Annotated in this window: 13 protein-coding genes and 1 pseudogene; 6 read left to right on the top strand and 8 right to left on the bottom strand. The window is 66.1% G+C overall.

Features of this window, described 5'->3' with window-relative positions:
* Positions 1-257 (top strand): annotated as a pseudogene (locus tag ACOZHM_RS12435) (ABC transporter ATP-binding protein); the annotation flags it as partial.
* Positions 258-474: 217 nt separating this feature from the next.
* On the opposite strand, the gene ACOZHM_RS12430 reads toward ACOZHM_RS12435, so the two are convergent.
* Both ACOZHM_RS12430 and ACOZHM_RS12425 read right to left on the bottom strand, forming a co-directional pair.
* On the bottom strand, positions 475-936 hold the full coding sequence (locus ACOZHM_RS12430) for a c-type cytochrome (protein ID WP_421569630.1): 462 nt from the start codon (positions 934-936) through the stop codon (positions 475-477).
* Between the two features lie 9 nt (positions 937-945).
* Positions 946-1,374 carry a c-type cytochrome gene (locus ACOZHM_RS12425; protein ID WP_421569629.1) on the bottom strand — a complete coding sequence of 143 codons (429 nt, stop codon included), beginning with the start codon at positions 1,372-1,374 and terminating at the stop codon, positions 946-948.
* 206 nt (positions 1,375-1,580) lie between these two features.
* On the opposite strand from ACOZHM_RS12425, the gene ACOZHM_RS12420 reads away from it, so the two are divergent.
* The 3 genes from ACOZHM_RS12420 to ACOZHM_RS12410 are packed head-to-tail and all read left to right on the top strand — an operon-like array spanning position 1,581 to position 9,351.
* Positions 1,581-2,726, top strand: coding sequence for an efflux RND transporter periplasmic adaptor subunit (locus tag ACOZHM_RS12420; protein ID WP_421569628.1), 1,146 nt, complete (start codon positions 1,581-1,583; stop codon positions 2,724-2,726).
* On the top strand, positions 2,723-6,256 hold the full coding sequence (locus tag ACOZHM_RS12415; RefSeq protein ID WP_421569627.1) for an efflux RND transporter permease subunit: 3,534 nt from the start codon (positions 2,723-2,725) through the stop codon (positions 6,254-6,256). Before ACOZHM_RS12420 ends, ACOZHM_RS12415 begins: the two co-directional genes overlap by 4 nt.
* Positions 6,253-9,351, top strand: coding sequence for an efflux RND transporter permease subunit (locus ACOZHM_RS12410; protein WP_421569626.1), 3,099 nt, complete (start codon positions 6,253-6,255; stop codon positions 9,349-9,351). Before ACOZHM_RS12415 ends, ACOZHM_RS12410 begins: the two co-directional genes overlap by 4 nt.
* 85 nt (positions 9,352-9,436) lie before the next feature.
* Here the strand turns inward: ACOZHM_RS12410 and ACOZHM_RS12405 are convergent, their stop codons facing one another.
* The 6 genes from ACOZHM_RS12405 to ykgO form a co-directional block, all read right to left on the bottom strand.
* Positions 9,437-10,672: a TraB/GumN family protein gene (locus tag ACOZHM_RS12405; RefSeq protein WP_421569625.1), complete on the bottom strand. Its 1,236-nt coding sequence runs from the start codon at positions 10,670-10,672 to the stop codon at positions 9,437-9,439.
* On the bottom strand, positions 10,665-11,195 hold the full coding sequence (locus ACOZHM_RS12400) for a GNAT family N-acetyltransferase (protein ID WP_421569624.1): 531 nt from the start codon (positions 11,193-11,195) through the stop codon (positions 10,665-10,667). Before ACOZHM_RS12400 ends, ACOZHM_RS12405 begins: the two co-directional genes overlap by 8 nt.
* A 19-nt stretch (positions 11,196-11,214) precedes the next feature.
* Positions 11,215-12,102, bottom strand: coding sequence for a carbon-nitrogen hydrolase (locus tag ACOZHM_RS12395; protein WP_421569623.1), 888 nt, complete (start codon positions 12,100-12,102; stop codon positions 11,215-11,217).
* Positions 12,103-12,479: 377 nt separating this feature from the next.
* Positions 12,480-13,517, bottom strand: a complete 1,038-nt coding sequence (locus ACOZHM_RS12390) for an agmatine deiminase family protein (protein ID WP_421569622.1) — start codon at positions 13,515-13,517, stop codon at positions 12,480-12,482.
* 43 nt (positions 13,518-13,560) lie between these two features.
* Positions 13,561-13,887 carry a hypothetical protein gene (locus tag ACOZHM_RS12385; RefSeq protein WP_421569621.1) on the bottom strand — a complete coding sequence of 109 codons (327 nt, stop codon included), beginning with the start codon at positions 13,885-13,887 and terminating at the stop codon, positions 13,561-13,563.
* 175 nt (positions 13,888-14,062) lie between these two features.
* Entirely contained in the window at positions 14,063-14,188 is a 126-nt protein-coding gene (gene ykgO, locus ACOZHM_RS12380) for a type B 50S ribosomal protein L36 (protein ID WP_017355593.1), read from the bottom strand.
* A gap of 193 nt (positions 14,189-14,381) precedes the next feature.
* Between ykgO and cmk the strand changes: the two genes are divergently transcribed.
* Together cmk and rpsA are read left to right on the top strand one after the other, a co-directional pair.
* Complete coding sequence (gene cmk / locus ACOZHM_RS12375) at positions 14,382-15,062, top strand: (d)CMP kinase (protein ID WP_421569620.1); 681 nt, start codon at positions 14,382-14,384, stop codon at positions 15,060-15,062.
* A 194-nt stretch (positions 15,063-15,256) separates the two neighbouring features.
* Complete coding sequence (rpsA, locus tag ACOZHM_RS12370) at positions 15,257-16,942, top strand: 30S ribosomal protein S1 (protein WP_421569619.1); 1,686 nt, start codon at positions 15,257-15,259, stop codon at positions 16,940-16,942.
* Positions 16,943-17,134: the final 192 nt, after the last annotated feature.

Here is a 17,134-nt window from a genome sequence, read left to right as displayed (position 1 = left end):
CCGCGGCACCCGCCGCGCCGGCAGCGCCCGAGGCGCCCAAGCGCAAGCTCAGCTACAAGGACGCGCGCGAGCTGGAGCAGCTGCCGCTGAAGATCGAAACGCTGGAGAAGGACGTCGAGGGGCTGACCGCCGCGATGAACGACCCGGCGTTCTACCAGCGCAGTGCCCCGGACATGGCGGCGCACACCCAGAAGCTGGGTGCGGTGCAGGCGGAGCTGGACGCGGCGTACAAGCGGTGGGAAGAATTGGACGCCTGACGTATCCAGTTCTGATCACGTTCGCCAGCAATTCGTAGCCCCGGCCGTTGGCCGGACACCGCGCGCAGCGCGGACCAAGCATCCCGGCACGTAGACCTCACGTGCCGGGAACGCTACCGGCGTTGAAACCACACCGAAGCCACCCATCCGGCGTTCATGACCCCGGAGCGTAGAGCAGCCACGCAGGGCGTGGCTCTACACGGCCGGTCGGCCAGGGTTATTTCACCCCGTGCAGATCCCGCAACTGGGTCGGCCTTGAACCGAAATACGCGGCCAGGTCGGCGATGTCCTGGTCGCTCAGGTCGGCGGCCTGCGGCGTCATCAGCGGATGCTGACGGTCGCCGGCACGGTACGCCTGCAGGGCATGGGCCAGGTAATCGCCGTACTGCCCGCCCAGTTTGGGGTAGGTCGGGTCGATGGGATGATTGCCGTCGGCGCCATGGCAGTCGATGCAGCTCTGCTTGGTGGCCGTGCCCTTGACCTGGGCGCGGGCCTCACCGGCGGCAATGCGTCCGGCCGGAAGGCCGGCGGATGAGCCGGACCCGTGCTCGCCACTGGCGTGGCCCGGGTCGGCGGCGGAATCTGCGCTGTTTTCCACCTGCGACTGCGAACAGGCAGCCAGCAGCAGGGCAACGGACAGGGCGATGGCGTGACGCTTGAACGGCGCGGCTTTCGTCATGAGCGGTGCTTATTTGACGGTGGACAGGTAAACAGCGAGATCGGCGATCTCCTGTTCGCTGAAACTCATGGACTGCGCCTGCATCGTGGGATGCCGGCGCTTGCCCTGGCGGTACTCGCTCAGCGCCTGGCTGAGGTACTGCTGGGTCTGCCCACCGATCTTGGGCACCCGGTAACTGGGGTAGGCGTTCTTGTACCCGGTGATGCCGTGGCAGCCCTGGCAGGTATACGCCAGGGTCCGGCCATTGTCGGCATTGCCAACCAGGGCGGCCGGGGCAGCGGCCGGAGCGGCTGCAGGTACGGCAGGTGCAGGTGCGGCTGGAGCGGGTACGGCTGGAGCGGTAGCGGGTACGGCTGGAGCTGTAGCGGCCTGTGCGGCGGCCCCGAGGGGCAGGAGGACGGCCAGAGCGAGACAAGCGGCGAGCGGCTGCGGGCGCATGATGTCCTTTCCGATATACGGGTTCTGGTCGTTCCGGCGTGGGGTACGGAACTGACCCGAGTATAGCCTGCGTTTTCATCTAGCTGAAACCGGGCATTCCCGACGAGCGGCTGCAGGTCACCATGACCTTTGGGATATGGTGTTGTCGTGACGTGGTGCATTACTTTGCTACCACACCTGCCCACGCATCCTTCAGGGACACGACGATGTCGCGAATTTCTCTTCTGCACGGCCGCACCGGAACCTGCGCCGCTGCTCTGCTCATCACCACCTCGCTGCTGCTGAGCGGCTGCGGCGCCGGCGGCACCGCCGACGCCCAGGCGGCCGAGAAGGACCCCAAGGCGGAAAAGGCCCTCGAAGCGGTGCCGGTGGAAGCCGTGGCCGCCTCGCGCCGCGCGGTCGCCGCCAGCTACACCGGCACGGCGGCACTGGAAGCACGCGCCGAATCGCAGGTGGTGGCCAAGACCTCCGGCGTGGCGTTGGCCGTGCTGGTCGAGGAAGGCCAGCAGGTACGCGCCGGGCAGCCGCTGGTGCGGCTGGATCCGGACCGCGCGCGCCTGGCCGTCGCGCAGAGCGAAGCGCAGATGCGCAAGCTGGAGAACAACTACCAGCGGGCACAGAAGTTGATTGGCCAGCAGATGGTCAGCGCCGCCGATGTTGACCAGATCAAGTACGACCTGGAAAACGCGCGCGCCCAGTACCGCCTGGCCACCCTGGAGCTGTCCTACACCACCGTGGTGGCGCCGATCTCCGGCGTGATCGCCTCGCGCTCGATCAAGACCGGCAACTTCGTGCAGATCAACACGCCGATCTTCCGCATCGTCGACAACTCGCGGCTGGAGGCCACCCTCAACGTCCCCGAACGCGAGCTGGCCACGCTGCGCCCGGGTCAGCCGGTGACGCTGGTCGCCGATGCGCTGCCGGGCAAGTCGTTCCCAGGCACAGTGGACCGCATTGCCCCGGTGATCGACGCCGGCAGCGGCACCTTCCGCGTGGTCAGCGGCTTCGGCACCGATGCGCTCGGCCTGCAGCCGGGCATGTTCGGCCGCATCCGCATCGACTACGACCAGCGCGCCGACGCGCTGGTGGTGCCGCGCCTGGCGCTGCTCGACGACGGCGAACCGGCCGTGTTCCGCGTGCGCGACGGCAAGGTCGCGCGCGTGCCGGTCAAGCTGGGCTACGCCGAAGGACCGTGGGTGGAGATCCGTGATGGACTGGCGGTGGGCGACAAGGTGGTGACCGCCGGCAAGGTCGCGCTGCGCGACGGCACTGCGGTGCAGGTGATCGGCGAGAAGCCGGCCACCGCCGTGGCCAGCAAGGCGGCGCCGACCAAGGCGGAGACCCGTCAATGAGTTCGGCCGGCAACGACCACGGCGGCGAACCGCACCCGGGCAACGGTGCCCCTCACGGCGGGCCCGTCGCTTCCGGCGGCGGCCTGGTGGAGTTCGCCACCCGCCGCCGCGTCACCATCTTCATGTGCATGATCACGCTGGTGCTGTTCGGCCTGATCGCCCTCAGCAATCTCAAGGTCAACCTGCTGCCCGACCTGAGCTATCCCACGCTCACTGTGCGCACCGAATACACCGGCGCGGCGCCGACCGAGATCGAAACCCTCATCACCGAACCGGTCGAAGAGGCCGTCGGCGTGGTGAAGAACCTGCGCAAGCTGAAGTCGATCTCGCGCACTGGCCAGAGCGATGTGGTGCTGGAGTTCGCGTGGGGCACCAACATGGACCAGGCCAGCCTGGAGGTGCGCGACAAGATGGAGGCGCTGAACCTGCCATTGGAGGCCAAGGCGCCGGTGTTGCTGCGCTTCAACCCGTCCACCGCGCCGATCATGCGCCTGGTCATCGCCGCCAAGGGCGACCCGACCAGCGACGCCGACGCCGTGCGCCAGCTGACCGCGTTGCGCCGCTATGCCGATGAAGACCTGAAGAAGAAGCTCGAGCCGGTGGTCGGCGTCGCGGCGGTGAAGGTCGGCGGCGGCCTGGAAGACGAGATCCAGGTGGACATCGACCAGCAGAAGCTGGCGCAGCTCAACCTGCCCATCGACACCGTCATCAAGCGGCTGAAAGAAGAGAACATCAACATTTCCGGCGGGCGCCTGGAGGAGGGCTCGCAGCGCTTCCTGGTCCGCACCGTCAACCAGTTCGCCGATCTGGAGGACATCCGCAACCTGCTGGTGACCACCCAGAGCAGCAACGGCAGCGCGGCCGACGCCGCCATGCAGCAGATGTTCGCCATCGCCGCATCGACCGGTTCGGACGCGGCCATCGCAGCGGCCTCGGCCGCACAGAGCGCATCGAGCAGCAGTTCGTCCACCATCGCCAACGGCGTGCCGGTGCGGCTGAAGGACGTGGCCACCGTGCGCCAGGGCTACAAGGAACGCGAGGCGATCATCCGCCTCGGCGGCCGCGAAGCCGTGGAGCTGGCGATCTACAAGGAAGGCGACGCGAATACCGTGGCCACCGCCGAAGCCCTGCGCGCGAAGCTGGAGCAGATCAAGGCGCAGATTCCCGGCGACGCCGAACTGACCACGATTGAAGATCAGTCGCGCTTCATCGAACACGCCATCAGCGACGTCAAGAAGGATGCGGTGATCGGCGGCCTGCTGGCCATCCTGATCATCTTCCTGTTCCTGCGCGATGGCTGGAGCACCTTCGTGATCAGCCTGTCGCTGCCGGTCTCGATCATCACCACCTTCTTCTTCATGGGCCAGCTGGGCCTGAGCTTGAACGTGATGTCGCTGGGTGGTCTGGCGCTGGCCACCGGCCTGGTGGTGGACGATTCCATCGTGGTGCTGGAGAGCATTGCCAAGGCACGCGAGCGTGGGCTGGGCATTCTGCAGGCGGCCATCACCGGCACCCGCGAAGTGAGCATGGCCGTGGTCGCCTCCACCCTGACCACCATCGCGGTGTTTCTGCCGCTGGTGTTCGTGGACGGCATCGCCGGCCAGCTGTTCCGCGACCAGGCGCTGACCGTGGCGATCGCGATTGCGATCTCGCTGCTGGTGTCGATGACCCTGATTCCGATGCTGAGCTCGCTCAAGGGCAACCCGCCGCTGGCATTCCCCGAGGAGCCGACCGCCGAGGCATGGCAGCCGCAGCAGCGCTGGCTGAAGCCGGTGGCCGGTGGCCGCCGCGGCATCGGCGCGCTGGTGCGCTGGAGCTGCTTCGGCGTGGCCTGGGCCGTGGTGCGCGTGTGGCGTCTGGTCGTAGCGGTAGTCGGGCCGGTGATGCGCAAGGCCAGCGATTTGGCGATGAAGCCCTACGCCGGCGCCGAACGCGGTTACCTGCGGCTGCTGCCGGGCGCCCTGGCCCATCCGGGCAAGGTGCTGGGCCTGGCCGGCCTGGCGTTCGTGGCCTCGCTGGCGCTGGTGCCGATGCTGGGCGCGGACCTGATTCCGCAGTTGGCCCAGGACCGCTTCGAGATGACCGCGAAGCTGCCTGCGGGTACCCCGTTGAAGCAGACCGACGCACTGGTGCGTGAGGTGCAGCTGGCGCACGCCAAGGACCAGAGCATTGCGTCGCTGTACGGCGTGAGCGGCAGCGGCACGCGGCTGGATGCGAGCCCCACCGAAAGCGGCGAGAACATCGGCAAGCTCACGGTGGTCATGGCGGGTGGCGGCAGTGCGCGCACCGAGGCGGAGATCACCGAGCGCCTGCGCGATTCGATGCGCGGGCACCCGGGCGTGCAGGTCGATTTCGCACGGCCGGCATTGTTCAGCTTCTCCACCCCGCTGGAAGTGGAACTGCGCGGCCAGGACATGGCCACGCTGGAACGTGCCGGCCAGGCGCTGGCCGCACGCCTGCGCGGCAACCCGCACTACGCCGACGTGAAGTCGACCGTGGAGGAGGGCTTCCCCGAGATCCAGATCCGCTTCGACCAGGAGCGCGCCGGTGCGCTGGGCCTGACCACGCGGCAGATCGCCGATGTGGTGGTCAAGAAGGTGCGCGGCGACGTGGCCACGCGTTACAGCTTCCGCGACCGCAAGATCGACGTGCTGGTGCGCGCCCAGGAAGGCGACCGCGCCAGCGTGGAGAGCATCCGCCGCTTGATCGTCAACCCGGGCAGCACGCGGCCGGTGACGCTGGACGCGGTGGCCGACGTGGTCGCCACCAACGGCCCCAGCGAAATCCATCGCGCCGACCAGACCCGCGTGGCCGTGGTCTCGGCCAACCTGCGCGACATCGACCTGGGCGGTGCGGTGCGCGAGGTGCAGGACATGGTGGCCAAGGAACCGCTGGGCGCGGGCGTGGGCATGCACATCGGCGGGCAGGGCGAGGAGCTGGCCGAATCGGCACGCTCGTTGATCTTCGCCTTCGGCCTGGCCATCTTCCTGGTCTACCTGGTGATGGCGTCGCAGTTCGAATCGCTGCTGCACCCGTTCGTCATCCTGTTCACCATTCCGCTGGCGCTGGTGGGTGCGATCCTGGCCCTGATGCTCACCGGCAAGCCGATCTCGGTGGTGGTCTTCATCGGCCTGATCCTGCTGGTCGGACTGGTGACCAAGAACGCCATCATCCTGATCGACAAGGTCAACCAGCTGCGCGAGGCCGGTGTGGCCAAGCAGGAGGCGCTGGTCGAGGGTGCGCGCTCGCGCCTGCGCCCGATCATCATGACCACCCTGTGCACGCTGTTCGGCTTCCTGCCGCTGGCGGTGGCGATGGGCGAGGGCGCCGAAGTGCGCGCGCCGATGGCGATCACCGTGATCGGTGGCCTGCTGGTGTCCACGCTGCTCACGCTGCTGGTGATCCCGGTGGTGTACGACCTGCTGGATCGCCGTGGCGATGCCTATTACCGCGAACGCGGCCGCCAGCACCATCGCGGCGATGCCGCCGCAGCCGGCGCCGCCGGTGACGCGGCACAGGAGCCGGCATGAGCATTGCCGAGTTTTCCATCCGCCGTCCCATCACCACCATCATGTGCTTCGTCTCACTGGTGGTGGTGGGGCTGATCGCCGCGTTCCGGCTGCCGCTGGAGGCGCTGCCGGACATCTCGGCGCCGTTCCTGTTCGTGCAGGTGCCGTACACCGGTTCGACCCCGGAAGAGGTGGAGCGCACCATCATCCGCCCGACCGAGGAAGCACTGGCGACGATGACCGGGATCAAGCGCATGCGCTCCCAGGCCACCGCCGAAGGCGCCAGCATCTTCATCGAGTTCAGCGACTGGGACCGCGACATCGCCATCGCCGCGTCCGACGCGCGCGAACGCATCGATGCGATCCGCACCGATCTGCCCGATGACCTGCAGCGCTACAACGTGTTCAAGTGGTCCAGCAGCGACGAGCCGGTGCTGAAGGTACGACTGGCCAGCACCACCGACCTGACCGGCGCCTATGACATGCTCGACCGCGAGTTCAAGCGGCGGATCGAGCGCATTCCGGGGGTGGCACGGGTCGAAATCTCCGGCGCCCCGCCAAACGAAGTGGAAATCGCGATCGATGCCGACCGCCTCACCGCGCACAACCTGAGCATCAATGAGCTCAGCGAGCGGCTGCGCACGTTGAACTTCTCGATCTCTGCCGGACAGATCGACGACAACGGCCAACGGGTGCGCATCCAGCCGGTCGGTGAAATCACCGACCTGCAGGAACTGCGCGACCTGGTCATCGACACCAAGGGCCTGCGCCTGGGCGACATCGCCGATATCCGGCTCAAGCCTACGCGCATGAGCTATGGCAGGCGCCTGGATGGCAATCCGGCGGTGGGCCTGGACATCTACAAGGAGCGCAGCGCCAATCTGGTCGAGGTGTCGCGTGGTGCGCTGGCCGAGGTGGAGGCGATCCGCAAGCAACCCTCGATGCGCGATGTGAACATCAAGGTGATCAACAACCAGGGCAAGACGGTCACCTCCTCGCTGCTGGAGCTGGCCGAGGCCGGTGCGGTCGGGCTGCTGCTGTCGGTCACGGTGCTGTTCTTCTTCCTGCGCCATTGGCCGTCGACGCTGATGGTGACCCTGGCGATCCCGATCTGTTTCGTGATCACGCTTGGCTTCATGTACTTCGCCGGTGTCACGCTCAACATCCTGACCATGATGGGCCTGCTGCTGGCCGTGGGCATGCTGGTGGACAACGCGGTCGTGGTGGTGGAGAGCATCTACCAGGAACGCGAGCGCATGCCCGACCAGCCGGTGCAGGCCTCGATCATCGGCACCCGCAACGTGGCCATCGCGCTCAGCGCCGGCACCCTGTGCCATTGCATCGTGTTCGTCCCGAACCTGTTCGGCGAGACCAACAACATCAGCATCTTCATGGCGCAGATCGCGATCACCATCTCGGTCTCGCTGATGGCCTCCTGGCTGGTGGCGGTCAGCCTGATTCCGATGCTGTCCGCGCGCATGCAGACCCCGAAGCTGGTGCACTCGCAGTCCGGCGTGATCGCACGCCTGCAGCGGCGCTACGCGAAGCTGTTGCAGTGGACGCTTGAGCACCGCGGCTGGAGCGTGTTCGGCATCATCATGGTGGTGCTGATCAGCCTGGTGCCGATGAAGCTCACCAAGATCGACATGTTCGGCGGCGAAGGCGGCACCGATGTGTTCGTGGGCTACAACTGGAAGGGCGCCTACACGCGTGAGCAGATGTCCGACGAAGTCGCACGCGTCGAGAAGTACCTGGAGCAGAACCGCGAAAAGCTGCACATCACCCAGGTGTATTCCTGGTACAGCGAACAGGAGGGCAGCAGCACCATTGTCACCCTGGATGCAAAGCATGCCGGCAACATGGCAGCGGTGCAGGAATCACTGCGCAAGGGCCTGCCGCGCTCGGCCCGCGCCGACTACATCGTCGGCAACCAGGGCGGCGATGGCGGTGGCGGCGGCGGTGGCAACAAGGGCGTGGAGGTGCAGTTGATCGGCGACTCGACACAGATGCTGCAGGAGATCGGCGAAGACGTGGTGCCGCTGCTGGCCCAGCGCAAGGAGCTGCGCGATGTGCGCATCGACAACGGCGAGAAGGGCAGCGAGCTGTCCATCCACGTCGACCGCGAGCGTGCCGCCGCGTTCGGCTTCAATGCTGAGCAGGTCGCCAGCTTCGTCGGCCTGGCACTGCGTGGGGCGCCGCTGCGCGAGTTCCGCCGAGGCGACAGCGAGGTGCCGGTCTGGGTTCGCTTCGCCGGGGCCGAACAGAGCAGTCCGGAAGACCTGGCCAGCTTCACCGTGCGCACCGGCGACGGGCGTTCGGTGCCGCTGCTCAGCCTGGTGGATGTCAGCATCAAGCCGTCGGCCACCCGCGTTGGGCGCACCAATCGCCAGACCACGCTGACCATCAAGGCCAACCTGGCCGAGAAGGTCACCGCACCCGAAGGCCGCAAGGCGATGGAGGAGATGCTCAAGCCGATGAGCTTCCCCGCCGGCTACAACTTCACCTTCGACGGTGGCGACTACGGCGATGACAACGAGGCCATGCAGCAGATGCTGTTCAACCTGGTCATCGCGCTGGTGATGATCTACGTGGTGATGGCGGCGGTGTTCGAGTCGCTGCTGTTCCCGGCCGCGATCATGAGCGGGGTGCTGTTCTCGATCTTCGGCGTGTTCTGGCTGTTCTGGCTCACCGGCACCTCGTTCGGCATCATGTCCTTCATCGGGATCCTGGTGCTGATGGGCGTGGTGGTGAACAACGGCATCGTGATGATCGAGCACATCAACAACCTGCGCCGCCGTGGCATGGCCCGTACCCAGGCGCTGGTGGAAGGCTCGCGCGAGCGCCTGCGGCCGATCATGATGACCATGGGCACGGCGATCCTGGCGATGGTGCCAATCTCGCTGACCGACACGCAGCTGCTCGGCGACGGCCCGCCGTACTACCCGATGGCGCGTGCCATTGCCGGCGGGTTGGCGTTCTCCACCGTGGTGAGCCTGCTGTTCCTGCCCACCATCTACGCGATGCTGGACGACATGAGCATCAACGTGGCCCGCATCGTGCGGCGGGCGAGGGGCCTGCCGCCGAAGGGCAGTGACGCGGTGATCGAACCGGCGTAACAAGGGTTGCATCTGGGGGAGAGCCCCCTGAGTCAGGGGGCGGCCGCGAAGCGGCGCTGACGCGTAACCCGGCACAAAGGCGGCGCTACGCGCCGACTTTGTGCCAGACCTGGAACCCGGTGAGCCACAACCCCAGCATGCTGCCCAGGTTGGTCAGCATGAAGGTCAGCACCACCCGGGTGACGCGGTTGCGGTACCAGCCGCGCACGCTCTGCGCGTCATCGCGCAGCTTGAGGAAATCCTCGTAGGCCGGCTTGCGCAGGCGGGTTTCGACCAGCGCGGCGAATGCCCCGGTGGGAATGCTCAACCGGAACGGTTTGAACGGCGCCACCACGATCGCAGTCAGGATGCTCAGCGGATGGCTGCCGGCCAGCAGGCACCCGAGGCCGGCCAGGCCGCCGGTGTACATCGCCCAGGTCAGCAGCAGTTCGCCGCCCACGCCCAGGCCGCCACGGTAGAAGCCCACCGCGATACCGGCCAGCACCACCGCCAGGATGATCAGCGTGATCCACGGAATGTTGCGCTTCTTCGGCACCGCTTCCAGCGACTCGCGCAGCGGACCGGCCGCCTCGGTATCGGTTTCCAGGTACTTCGCCAGGCCGGCCAGGTGGCCGGCGCCGACCACCGCCAGCACCTCGCGCTGGGCTGGATCGTGCACCTCGCGCAGGCGGGTGGCCATGTAGCGGTCGCGCTCGCCGATGATGGTCTCGTACAGCGCCGGGCTCTCACTGGCGAACTCGCCGAAGCTGGCCTCGAGCATATCGCCCTGCTTGAGCTTCTCGATTTCGTCTTCGCCGACGTCTTCGGACGCGAACAGGCCGGCGCCCAGGCCCATGACCAGCTTGATCTTGCCGAAGAAGCCCAGCCGCTGCGACGCGCGCCGGAAGGTCAGGCCCACCTCGCGGTCAATCAGGTGCACCGGCAGGTTGCGTTCGTTGGCCAGCGCAACGGCACGCTTGAGCTCGGCACCGGGCTCGATGCCCAGCTGCTCGGCCAGACGGCGCTGATACGCGGCCAACGCCAGGTTCGCGGCGAACAGCGCCACGCGCCCCTTGCGGATCACTTCGACCAGGTCGAGCTTGGCGAGCGCGTCGGGGTTGGTCAGCGCCTGCAGGCGCTGCGGGTCCAGCTCGACGGCGACGGCATCGAAGCGGCCGCTGTTGATGGCGCGTTCCACCACTTCCACGCTGGCCTGCGAGACGTGTGCGGTCCCCAGCAGGGTGTAACGCACGCCATCGCGTTCGACCACACGCACGGGCTGGCCTGCGAAGAGGGTGTCGCCGCTTTCGTCTATCGGGTTGTCAGTCATTTCTTCATTCATTCGAGGGGGCGCCATCTACGCCGTCGCCAAGCGCGCGCTGCATCTGCACGGTATCCAGCCAGCGCCCATGCTTGCGGCCCAGGCCACGGAAAATGCCGACCAGATGGAAGCCGAAGCGTTCGTGCAGTTTGATGGAGGCGGTGTTGGACGGCTCGCCGATCACCGCCACCATCTGCCGGTAGCCGCGCGCGACGCAGGCGTCGATCAGGCCCTGCATGAGGGCAGTGCCGACGCCCCGACCCTGGAAAGCCGCGTCGACATAGACGGAGTTCTCCACGGTCCACTGGTACGCAATGCGACCACGGTAGGTATTGGCGTAGGCGTAGCCGGCGACCTGGCCATCGACGTCGGCCACGATGTACGGAAAGCCCCGCGACACGATGTCGTGCATGCGCCGCTGCATCTCGGTCGCATCCGGTACGTCGTATTCGTAGGTGTTGACGAAGTCGGTCACTTCCACCGCATAGATGGCGGTGATGGCCGCGATATCGGCATCGGTAGCGTCGCGCAGCAGCACGGTCACGGGGCAGGTTCCTGTGGGATCAGTCGATGTAGCGCTTGAGCAGGTCGCCATAGGCGTCGATGCGGCGGTCGCGCAGGAACGGCCAGATGCGGCGCACGTGCTCGCTGCGCTGCAGGTCGACCTCGCACAGCAGCACGGTGGGTTCGCCACCGGCCTCGGCAATGAATTCGCCCTGCGGCCCCAGCACATGGCTGTTGCCCCAGAACTGGATGCCGGAGGCGCCCAGCGGCGACGCTTCGTGGCCGACGCGGTTGCAGCTGAGCACGGGCACGCCATTGGCCACGGCATGGCCACGGTGGCTGAGCACCCAGGCATCGCGCTGGCGGCCCTGTTCGTCCTTCTGGTCGTCCGGGTCCCAGCCGATGGCGGTGGGGTAGAGCAGCAGTTCGGCGCCGGCCAGCGCCATGAGGCGCGCCGCTTCCGGATACCACTGGTCCCAGCAGACGAGCACGCCGAGGCGACCCACGGAGGTATCGATCGGCTTGAAGCCGATGTCGCCCGGGGTGAAGTAGAACTTCTCATAGAAGCCCGGATCGTCCGGGATATGCATCTTGCGATACTTGCCCAGCAAGGTGCCGTCCTTTTCGAACACGACGGCGGTGTTGTGATACAGGCCGGCGGCGCGACGCTCGAACAGCGAACCGACGATCACCACGCCGTGCTTCTTCGCCAGGGCGCCGAGGCGCTCGGTGCTCGGCCCGGGAATCGGCTCGGCCAGGTCGAATTCATCCACCGACTCGTGCTGGCAGAAGTACGCGCCGTTGTGCAGTTCCTGCAGCAGGATCAGCTTGGCACCCTGCGCAGCCGCTTCAGCCACGCGCGTCTCGATCACGGCCAGGTTGGCGGCCGCGTCACCGTGGTTGCGCTCCTGGATCAGGGCGACGGAAAGGGTGTGGCGAGAGCTCATCCGGGGCATGTCCTGCGGGGGAAAAACCCAGTTTATCGCGGATGGGTGTGCACGGCGTGCTGGTTGTTAAACCGGCGCTCCTGAAGCCCTTGATAGCCGGGCTGGCCGGGCGCCGGGCGTTGCCCGGCTTTTGATGGATTTGGGCGAACAGCCAGTGAGGCCGTGTTTCCCTGGTTTGGCGGGACGGTGCGGGTTTGCGGGACACGCCGTGAATCCGTCCATGGAGGCTTGTAGAAAACATCCATGTTTTCTACAGTCCCGCAAACCCGCACCCGCCGGCCCAGCCCAGACCGTGCGACGCCCACGGGCTGTTCGCCCAAAACCAAAAGCGCCGGGCAAAGCCCGGCGCCAAGGAAATCATCTACTACCGACGTGCTTTACGCAGCCAACAAGCCCGCCGGCAACTGCATGGTGATGCAGTGCAGGCTGCCGTTCTGCCAGATCAGCGAGCGGCAGGGGACCTGCACGATCTCGTGATTCGGGTAGGCCTGGGCCAGTACGTCGCGGGCCGCGTTGTCGGCCACGTCGCCGTAAGCCGGCATCAGCACCGCGCCGTTGAGGATCAGGTAATTGGCGTAGGACGCGGCCAGGCGGCGGCCTTCGTCGAGCACCGGGCGGGCCCACGGCAGCGGGAACAGCCGGTACGGCTGGCCGTCGGCGGTGCGTAGCGCCGCCAGTTCGTTGCCCATCGCCTGCAGCTCGGCGTAGTGCGAATCGGTGGCGTCGTCGCAGGCCTGGTAGACGATGCTGTCCACCGAGGCGAAGCGCGCCAGCGTGTCGATGTGCGCATCCGTGTCGTCGCCTTCCAGGTAACCGTGGTCAAGCCACAGCACCCGGTCCTGCGCCAGCCAGTTGGCCATGTCCGCGCTGAGCGAGGCGCGGTCGCGGTCGGGGTGGCGTTCGTGCAGGCACTTCCAGGTGGTCAGCAGCGTGCCGGCGCCGTCGGTCTCGATCGCGCCGCCTTCCAGTGCGAACGGAATGCTCTGCAGTTCGGCATTGGCGAACAGCCCGGTGGCATGCAGCACCCCGACCAGCTGGTCGTCCAGGCTTGCCTCGAACTTGCCGCCCCAGCCCGTGAAGCGGAAATCGAGCAGGCGGAAGCCGCCGTCCGCGCGCTTGAGCGTGATCGGGCCGGAGTCGCGCAGCCAGGTGTCGTCGTACTGCGCCGTGACGAAACGCACGCGGTCGGTATCGATCCGATTGGAGCGCAGGCGCGCGTCGGCGTAGGCTTCCAGATCGTCGTCTGCCACGATGATCACCACCGGCTGGAACCGCGTGATGGCCGCGACCAGCGCGATATAGGTGTCCTCGACGTCACCCAGGCGTTCGGCCCAGTCGGTGTCGGCGTTGGGCCAGGCAATCAGGATGGCGGACTGGGATTCCCATTCGGCCGGAAAACGGAGCGTGTCGTTCATGGTCTCGGTGCGATGGCCCGCCGTGCGGCGGGCGTAGTAGGGGTCAGCGGATCGGCGGGCGCGGGCCGACTTCGTTCGGGTCGGCCTTGTTGGCCACCACGTCGATCACCTTCTGCTTCTCGAAGTAGACGGTGAACATCGGGTAGACCCAACGGTTGATCGTCGGCCACTGGCGCTTCTGGCCGCCACGCGGTTCCAGCTTTTCGGTCGGCTCGCCGAAGCGGCCCAGCACCTGGCTGGCGGTCTCGCCGCGGACCGGCACCACCGGGGCCACCTGTTCCTTGCTGCGATCAATCAACAGCGTGTCGGCATGGGCGCCGGCGCAGGCCAGCAGGGCAAGCAACGGCAGGGTGGTCAGGTAACGCTTCATCTCGATCTACTCCCCAGTTATCAAGAATGGAGTCACGACCAACGGTCGTGACCAACGACGGCGTCACGATGGTCGCGACGTACCCGGCGATTACAACAAAATTGGCAATAAAAAACCGCCCGGAGGCGGCTTTTTATTCAGGCAGGTCGCGACCAGAGGTCGTGATGCCCTGGGCTCAGCGCTGGCGAGCCTTGAAACGCGGGTTCGACTTGCAGATCACGAAGATCTTGCCGCGACGACGGACGACCTTGCAGTCGCGGTGACGGGACTTGGCCGACTTCAGGGAAGACAGGACTTTCATTGCATACCTCGGCGTAAACGTGGATTCAGTTGGAGCGCGGCCGCGATATGCAGATGACAATCGGCAGGTGACGCCCGTTCAAGCCCGCCATTCTACCGGGGTTTTTTCCATCCTTTCAAGTGGTTGCACCAAAAAGGTCTTCGGAGGGGTCGGGCAGGGGCTAGAATAGGGGGTCAAATCCACAGGGAACCCCATGAACCAGCCATCTCCCGTGCTCACCATCGACGGCCCGTCCGGGGCCGGCAAGGGGACCGTCAGCCGCATTGTCGCACGCCGGCTGGGCTGGCATTACCTGGATTCGGGCGCCCTGTACCGCGCCGTGGGCGTGGCCGCCAGCTGGGCCGATATCGACACCTCCGACGCCTCGGCGCTGGTCCGCTGCACCTTCGACACCCATGTCCGGTTCGTCGAGGCCGCCGACGGCAGCCTGCGTGTCATCGTCAATGAGACGGATGCCACCGATGAGCTGCGGCTGGAGACCACCGGTGCCCTGGCCTCGGCCATCGCCGCCATTCCGGAGGTCCGCGCCGCCCTGAAAGAGCGTCAACGCGCATTCAGGGTTCTGCCCGGCCTGGTGGCAGACGGCCGTGACATGGGGACCGTGATCTTCCCCGACGCCCCATTCAAGGTCTTCCTGACGGCCAGTGCCGAGGAGCGCGCCGAGCGCCGGCATAACCAGTTGAAAGACAAGGGGGTTTCTGTTAACTTTGATGACCTCCTGCGCGAGATCATGGCCCGCGACGCCCGTGATGCACAGCGCACAGTGGCGCCCCTGAAGCCGGCAGACGATGCCGTCGTCATCGACACCAGTGGTATCGGCATCGACGAAGTCGTTGCCAAGGTACTGGATCTGCTTCCGGTTTCGGGTGCCTGATCCGTTGCAAGGAGGCCGTCAATCCATCGGCGGCAGTCGCACCAACGTAACGCAGTAAAAGCTCCGTCCCGCAATGATGCGTGGCGGTTTTCCTACTTCACACACGACCTGCGTTTCCGGGGTCGACCAACAGGCGGGCAGTAAACGGAACCCTCGCGGGAACCAATGCCCATGTGTCCAACAGAGTAAATCTAATGACCGAATCATTTGCCGAACTGTTTGAAGCCAGCCAGGCCAATCTGGCCAAGCTGAAGCCGGGCGCCATCGTCAGCGGTGTTGTCGTTGAAGTCCGCGGCGACGTCGTGGTGATCAACGCCGGCCTGAAGTCCGAAGGCATCGTGCCGATCGAACAGTTCCGTAACGACGCCGGCGAAATCGACGTTGCCGAAGGCGACGTCGTCAAGGTCGCCCTCGACTCGCTCGAGAACGGCTTCGGTGAAACCGTCCTGTCGCGCGAGAAAGCCAAGCGCGCCATGGTGTGGGACGAGCTGGAAGAAGCCCTGGAAAAGAACGAAACCATCACCGGCCGCATCAGCGGCAAGGTCAAGGGTGGTTTCACCGTGGACATCAAGGATGTCCGCGCGTTCCTGCCCGGTTCGCTGGTGGATGTGCGCCCGGTGCGCGACCCGGCCTACCTGGAAGGCAAGGAGCTGGAATTCAAGCTCATCAAGCTGGACCGCAAGCGTAACAACGTCGTGGTCTCGCGCCGCGCTGTCGTCGAAAGCGAGCACTCGGAAGAGCGCGAGCAGCTGATGGACAAGCTGCAGGAAGGCGCGATCCTGAAGGGTGTCGTCAAGAACCTGACCGATTACGGCGCATTCGTGGACCTGGGCGGTATCGACGGCCTGCTGCACATCACCGACATGGCCTGGAAGCGCGTGCGCCATCCGTCCGAAGTCGTGAACGTCGGCGACGAGCTGGACGTCCGCGTGCTGAAGTTCGACCGCGAGCGCAACCGCGTTTCGCTGGGTCTGAAGCAGCTGGGTGAGGATCCGTGGGACAACATCGCCCGCCGTTACCCGGCCAACAGCCGCGTGTTCGGCAAGGTCTCCAACGTCACCGATTACGGCGCATTCGTCGAGATCGAGCCGGGCGTCGAAGGTCTGGTGCACGTCTCCGAGATGGATTGGACCAACAAGAACGTCAACCCGTCCAAGGTTGTGCAGGTCGGTGACGAAGTTGAAGTCATGGTCCTGGACGTCGACGAGGAGCGTCGCCGCATCTCGCTGGGCATGAAGCAGGTTGCCGCCAATCCGTGGGAAACCTTCGCTGCCATCCACAAGAAGGGCGACAAGGTGTCGGGCCAGATCAAGTCGATCACCGACTTCGGCATCTTCATCGGCCTGGACGGCGGTATCGACGGCCTGGTGCACCTGTCCGACATCAGCTGGAACACCACCGGCGAAGACGTGGTCCGCAACTACAAGAAGGGCGACAACCTGGACGCCGTCGTCCTGGCCGTCGATCCGGAGCGCGAGCGCATCAGCCTGGGCGTCAAGCAGCTGGAGCAGGATCCGTTCGGTCAGTACATGGCTGCCAACCCGAAGGGTTCGAAGGTCGAAGGCGTGGTCAAGGAAGTGGACGCCAAGGGCGCTACCATCGAACTGGCTGACGGCATCGAGGGTTACGTCGCTGCTCGTGACGTTGCCAACGAGCGCGTCGACGACGCGACCCAGTTCCTGAAGGTCGGCGACAAGGTTGAAGCGAAGTTCGTGGGCATGGATCGCAAGGGTCGTACCCTGCAGCTGTCGATCAAGGCCAAGGACGACGCGGAAATGCGCGAAGTGCTGGAGGAATACCAGTCCTCTTCGGCTTCGAGCGGCACCACCCAGCTCGGCGCGCTGCTGCGTGCACAGCTGAACGGCAACAAGTCCGAGTAATCGGCCTTACCCGTAGCAGTAGTTTCCTGGACGGGCCCGGCCCAATTGGGGGGCCGGGGGGGGTTTGTTTTGGCGCGCCCCCGCTGGGGGGGCCACTACGGGGACCGGGTCCCCGTAGGCCGTTTGGATCAGGACTTGATGAAGGCCAGCAGGTCCGGGTTGATCACATCGGCGTGCGTGGTCAGCATGCCG

This window comes from Stenotrophomonas sp. PD6 (genome assembly GCF_049199305.1).
Classification (GTDB): Bacteria; Pseudomonadota; Gammaproteobacteria; order Xanthomonadales; family Xanthomonadaceae; genus Stenotrophomonas.
This window is presented reverse-complemented; position numbering and strand designations above follow the sequence as displayed.

Excerpts from the sequence above, each read along its gene's own strand:
- ACOZHM_RS12430 (WP_421569630.1), bottom strand. The coding sequence starts at position 936 with ATGACGAAAGCCGCGCCGTTCAAGCGTCACGCCATCGCCCTGTCCGTT.
- ACOZHM_RS12425 (WP_421569629.1), bottom strand. The coding sequence starts at position 1,374 with ATGCGCCCGCAGCCGCTCGCCGCTTGTCTCGCTCTGGCCGTCCTCCTG.
- ACOZHM_RS12420 (WP_421569628.1), top strand. The coding sequence starts at position 1,581 with ATGTCGCGAATTTCTCTTCTGCACGGCCGCACCGGAACCTGCGCCGCT.
- ACOZHM_RS12415 (WP_421569627.1), top strand. The coding sequence starts at position 2,723 with ATGAGTTCGGCCGGCAACGACCACGGCGGCGAACCGCACCCGGGCAAC.
- ACOZHM_RS12410 (WP_421569626.1), top strand. The coding sequence starts at position 6,253 with ATGAGCATTGCCGAGTTTTCCATCCGCCGTCCCATCACCACCATCATG.
- ACOZHM_RS12405 (WP_421569625.1), bottom strand. The coding sequence starts at position 10,672 with ATGAATGAAGAAATGACTGACAACCCGATAGACGAAAGCGGCGACACC.
- ACOZHM_RS12395 (WP_421569623.1), bottom strand. The coding sequence starts at position 12,102 with ATGAGCTCTCGCCACACCCTTTCCGTCGCCCTGATCCAGGAGCGCAAC.
- ACOZHM_RS12390 (WP_421569622.1), bottom strand. The coding sequence starts at position 13,517 with ATGAACGACACGCTCCGTTTTCCGGCCGAATGGGAATCCCAGTCCGCC.
- ACOZHM_RS12385 (WP_421569621.1), bottom strand. The coding sequence starts at position 13,887 with ATGAAGCGTTACCTGACCACCCTGCCGTTGCTTGCCCTGCTGGCCTGC.
- ykgO (WP_017355593.1), bottom strand. The coding sequence starts at position 14,188 with ATGAAAGTCCTGTCTTCCCTGAAGTCGGCCAAGTCCCGTCACCGCGAC.
- cmk (WP_421569620.1), top strand. The coding sequence starts at position 14,382 with ATGAACCAGCCATCTCCCGTGCTCACCATCGACGGCCCGTCCGGGGCC.
- rpsA (WP_421569619.1), top strand. The coding sequence starts at position 15,257 with ATGACCGAATCATTTGCCGAACTGTTTGAAGCCAGCCAGGCCAATCTG.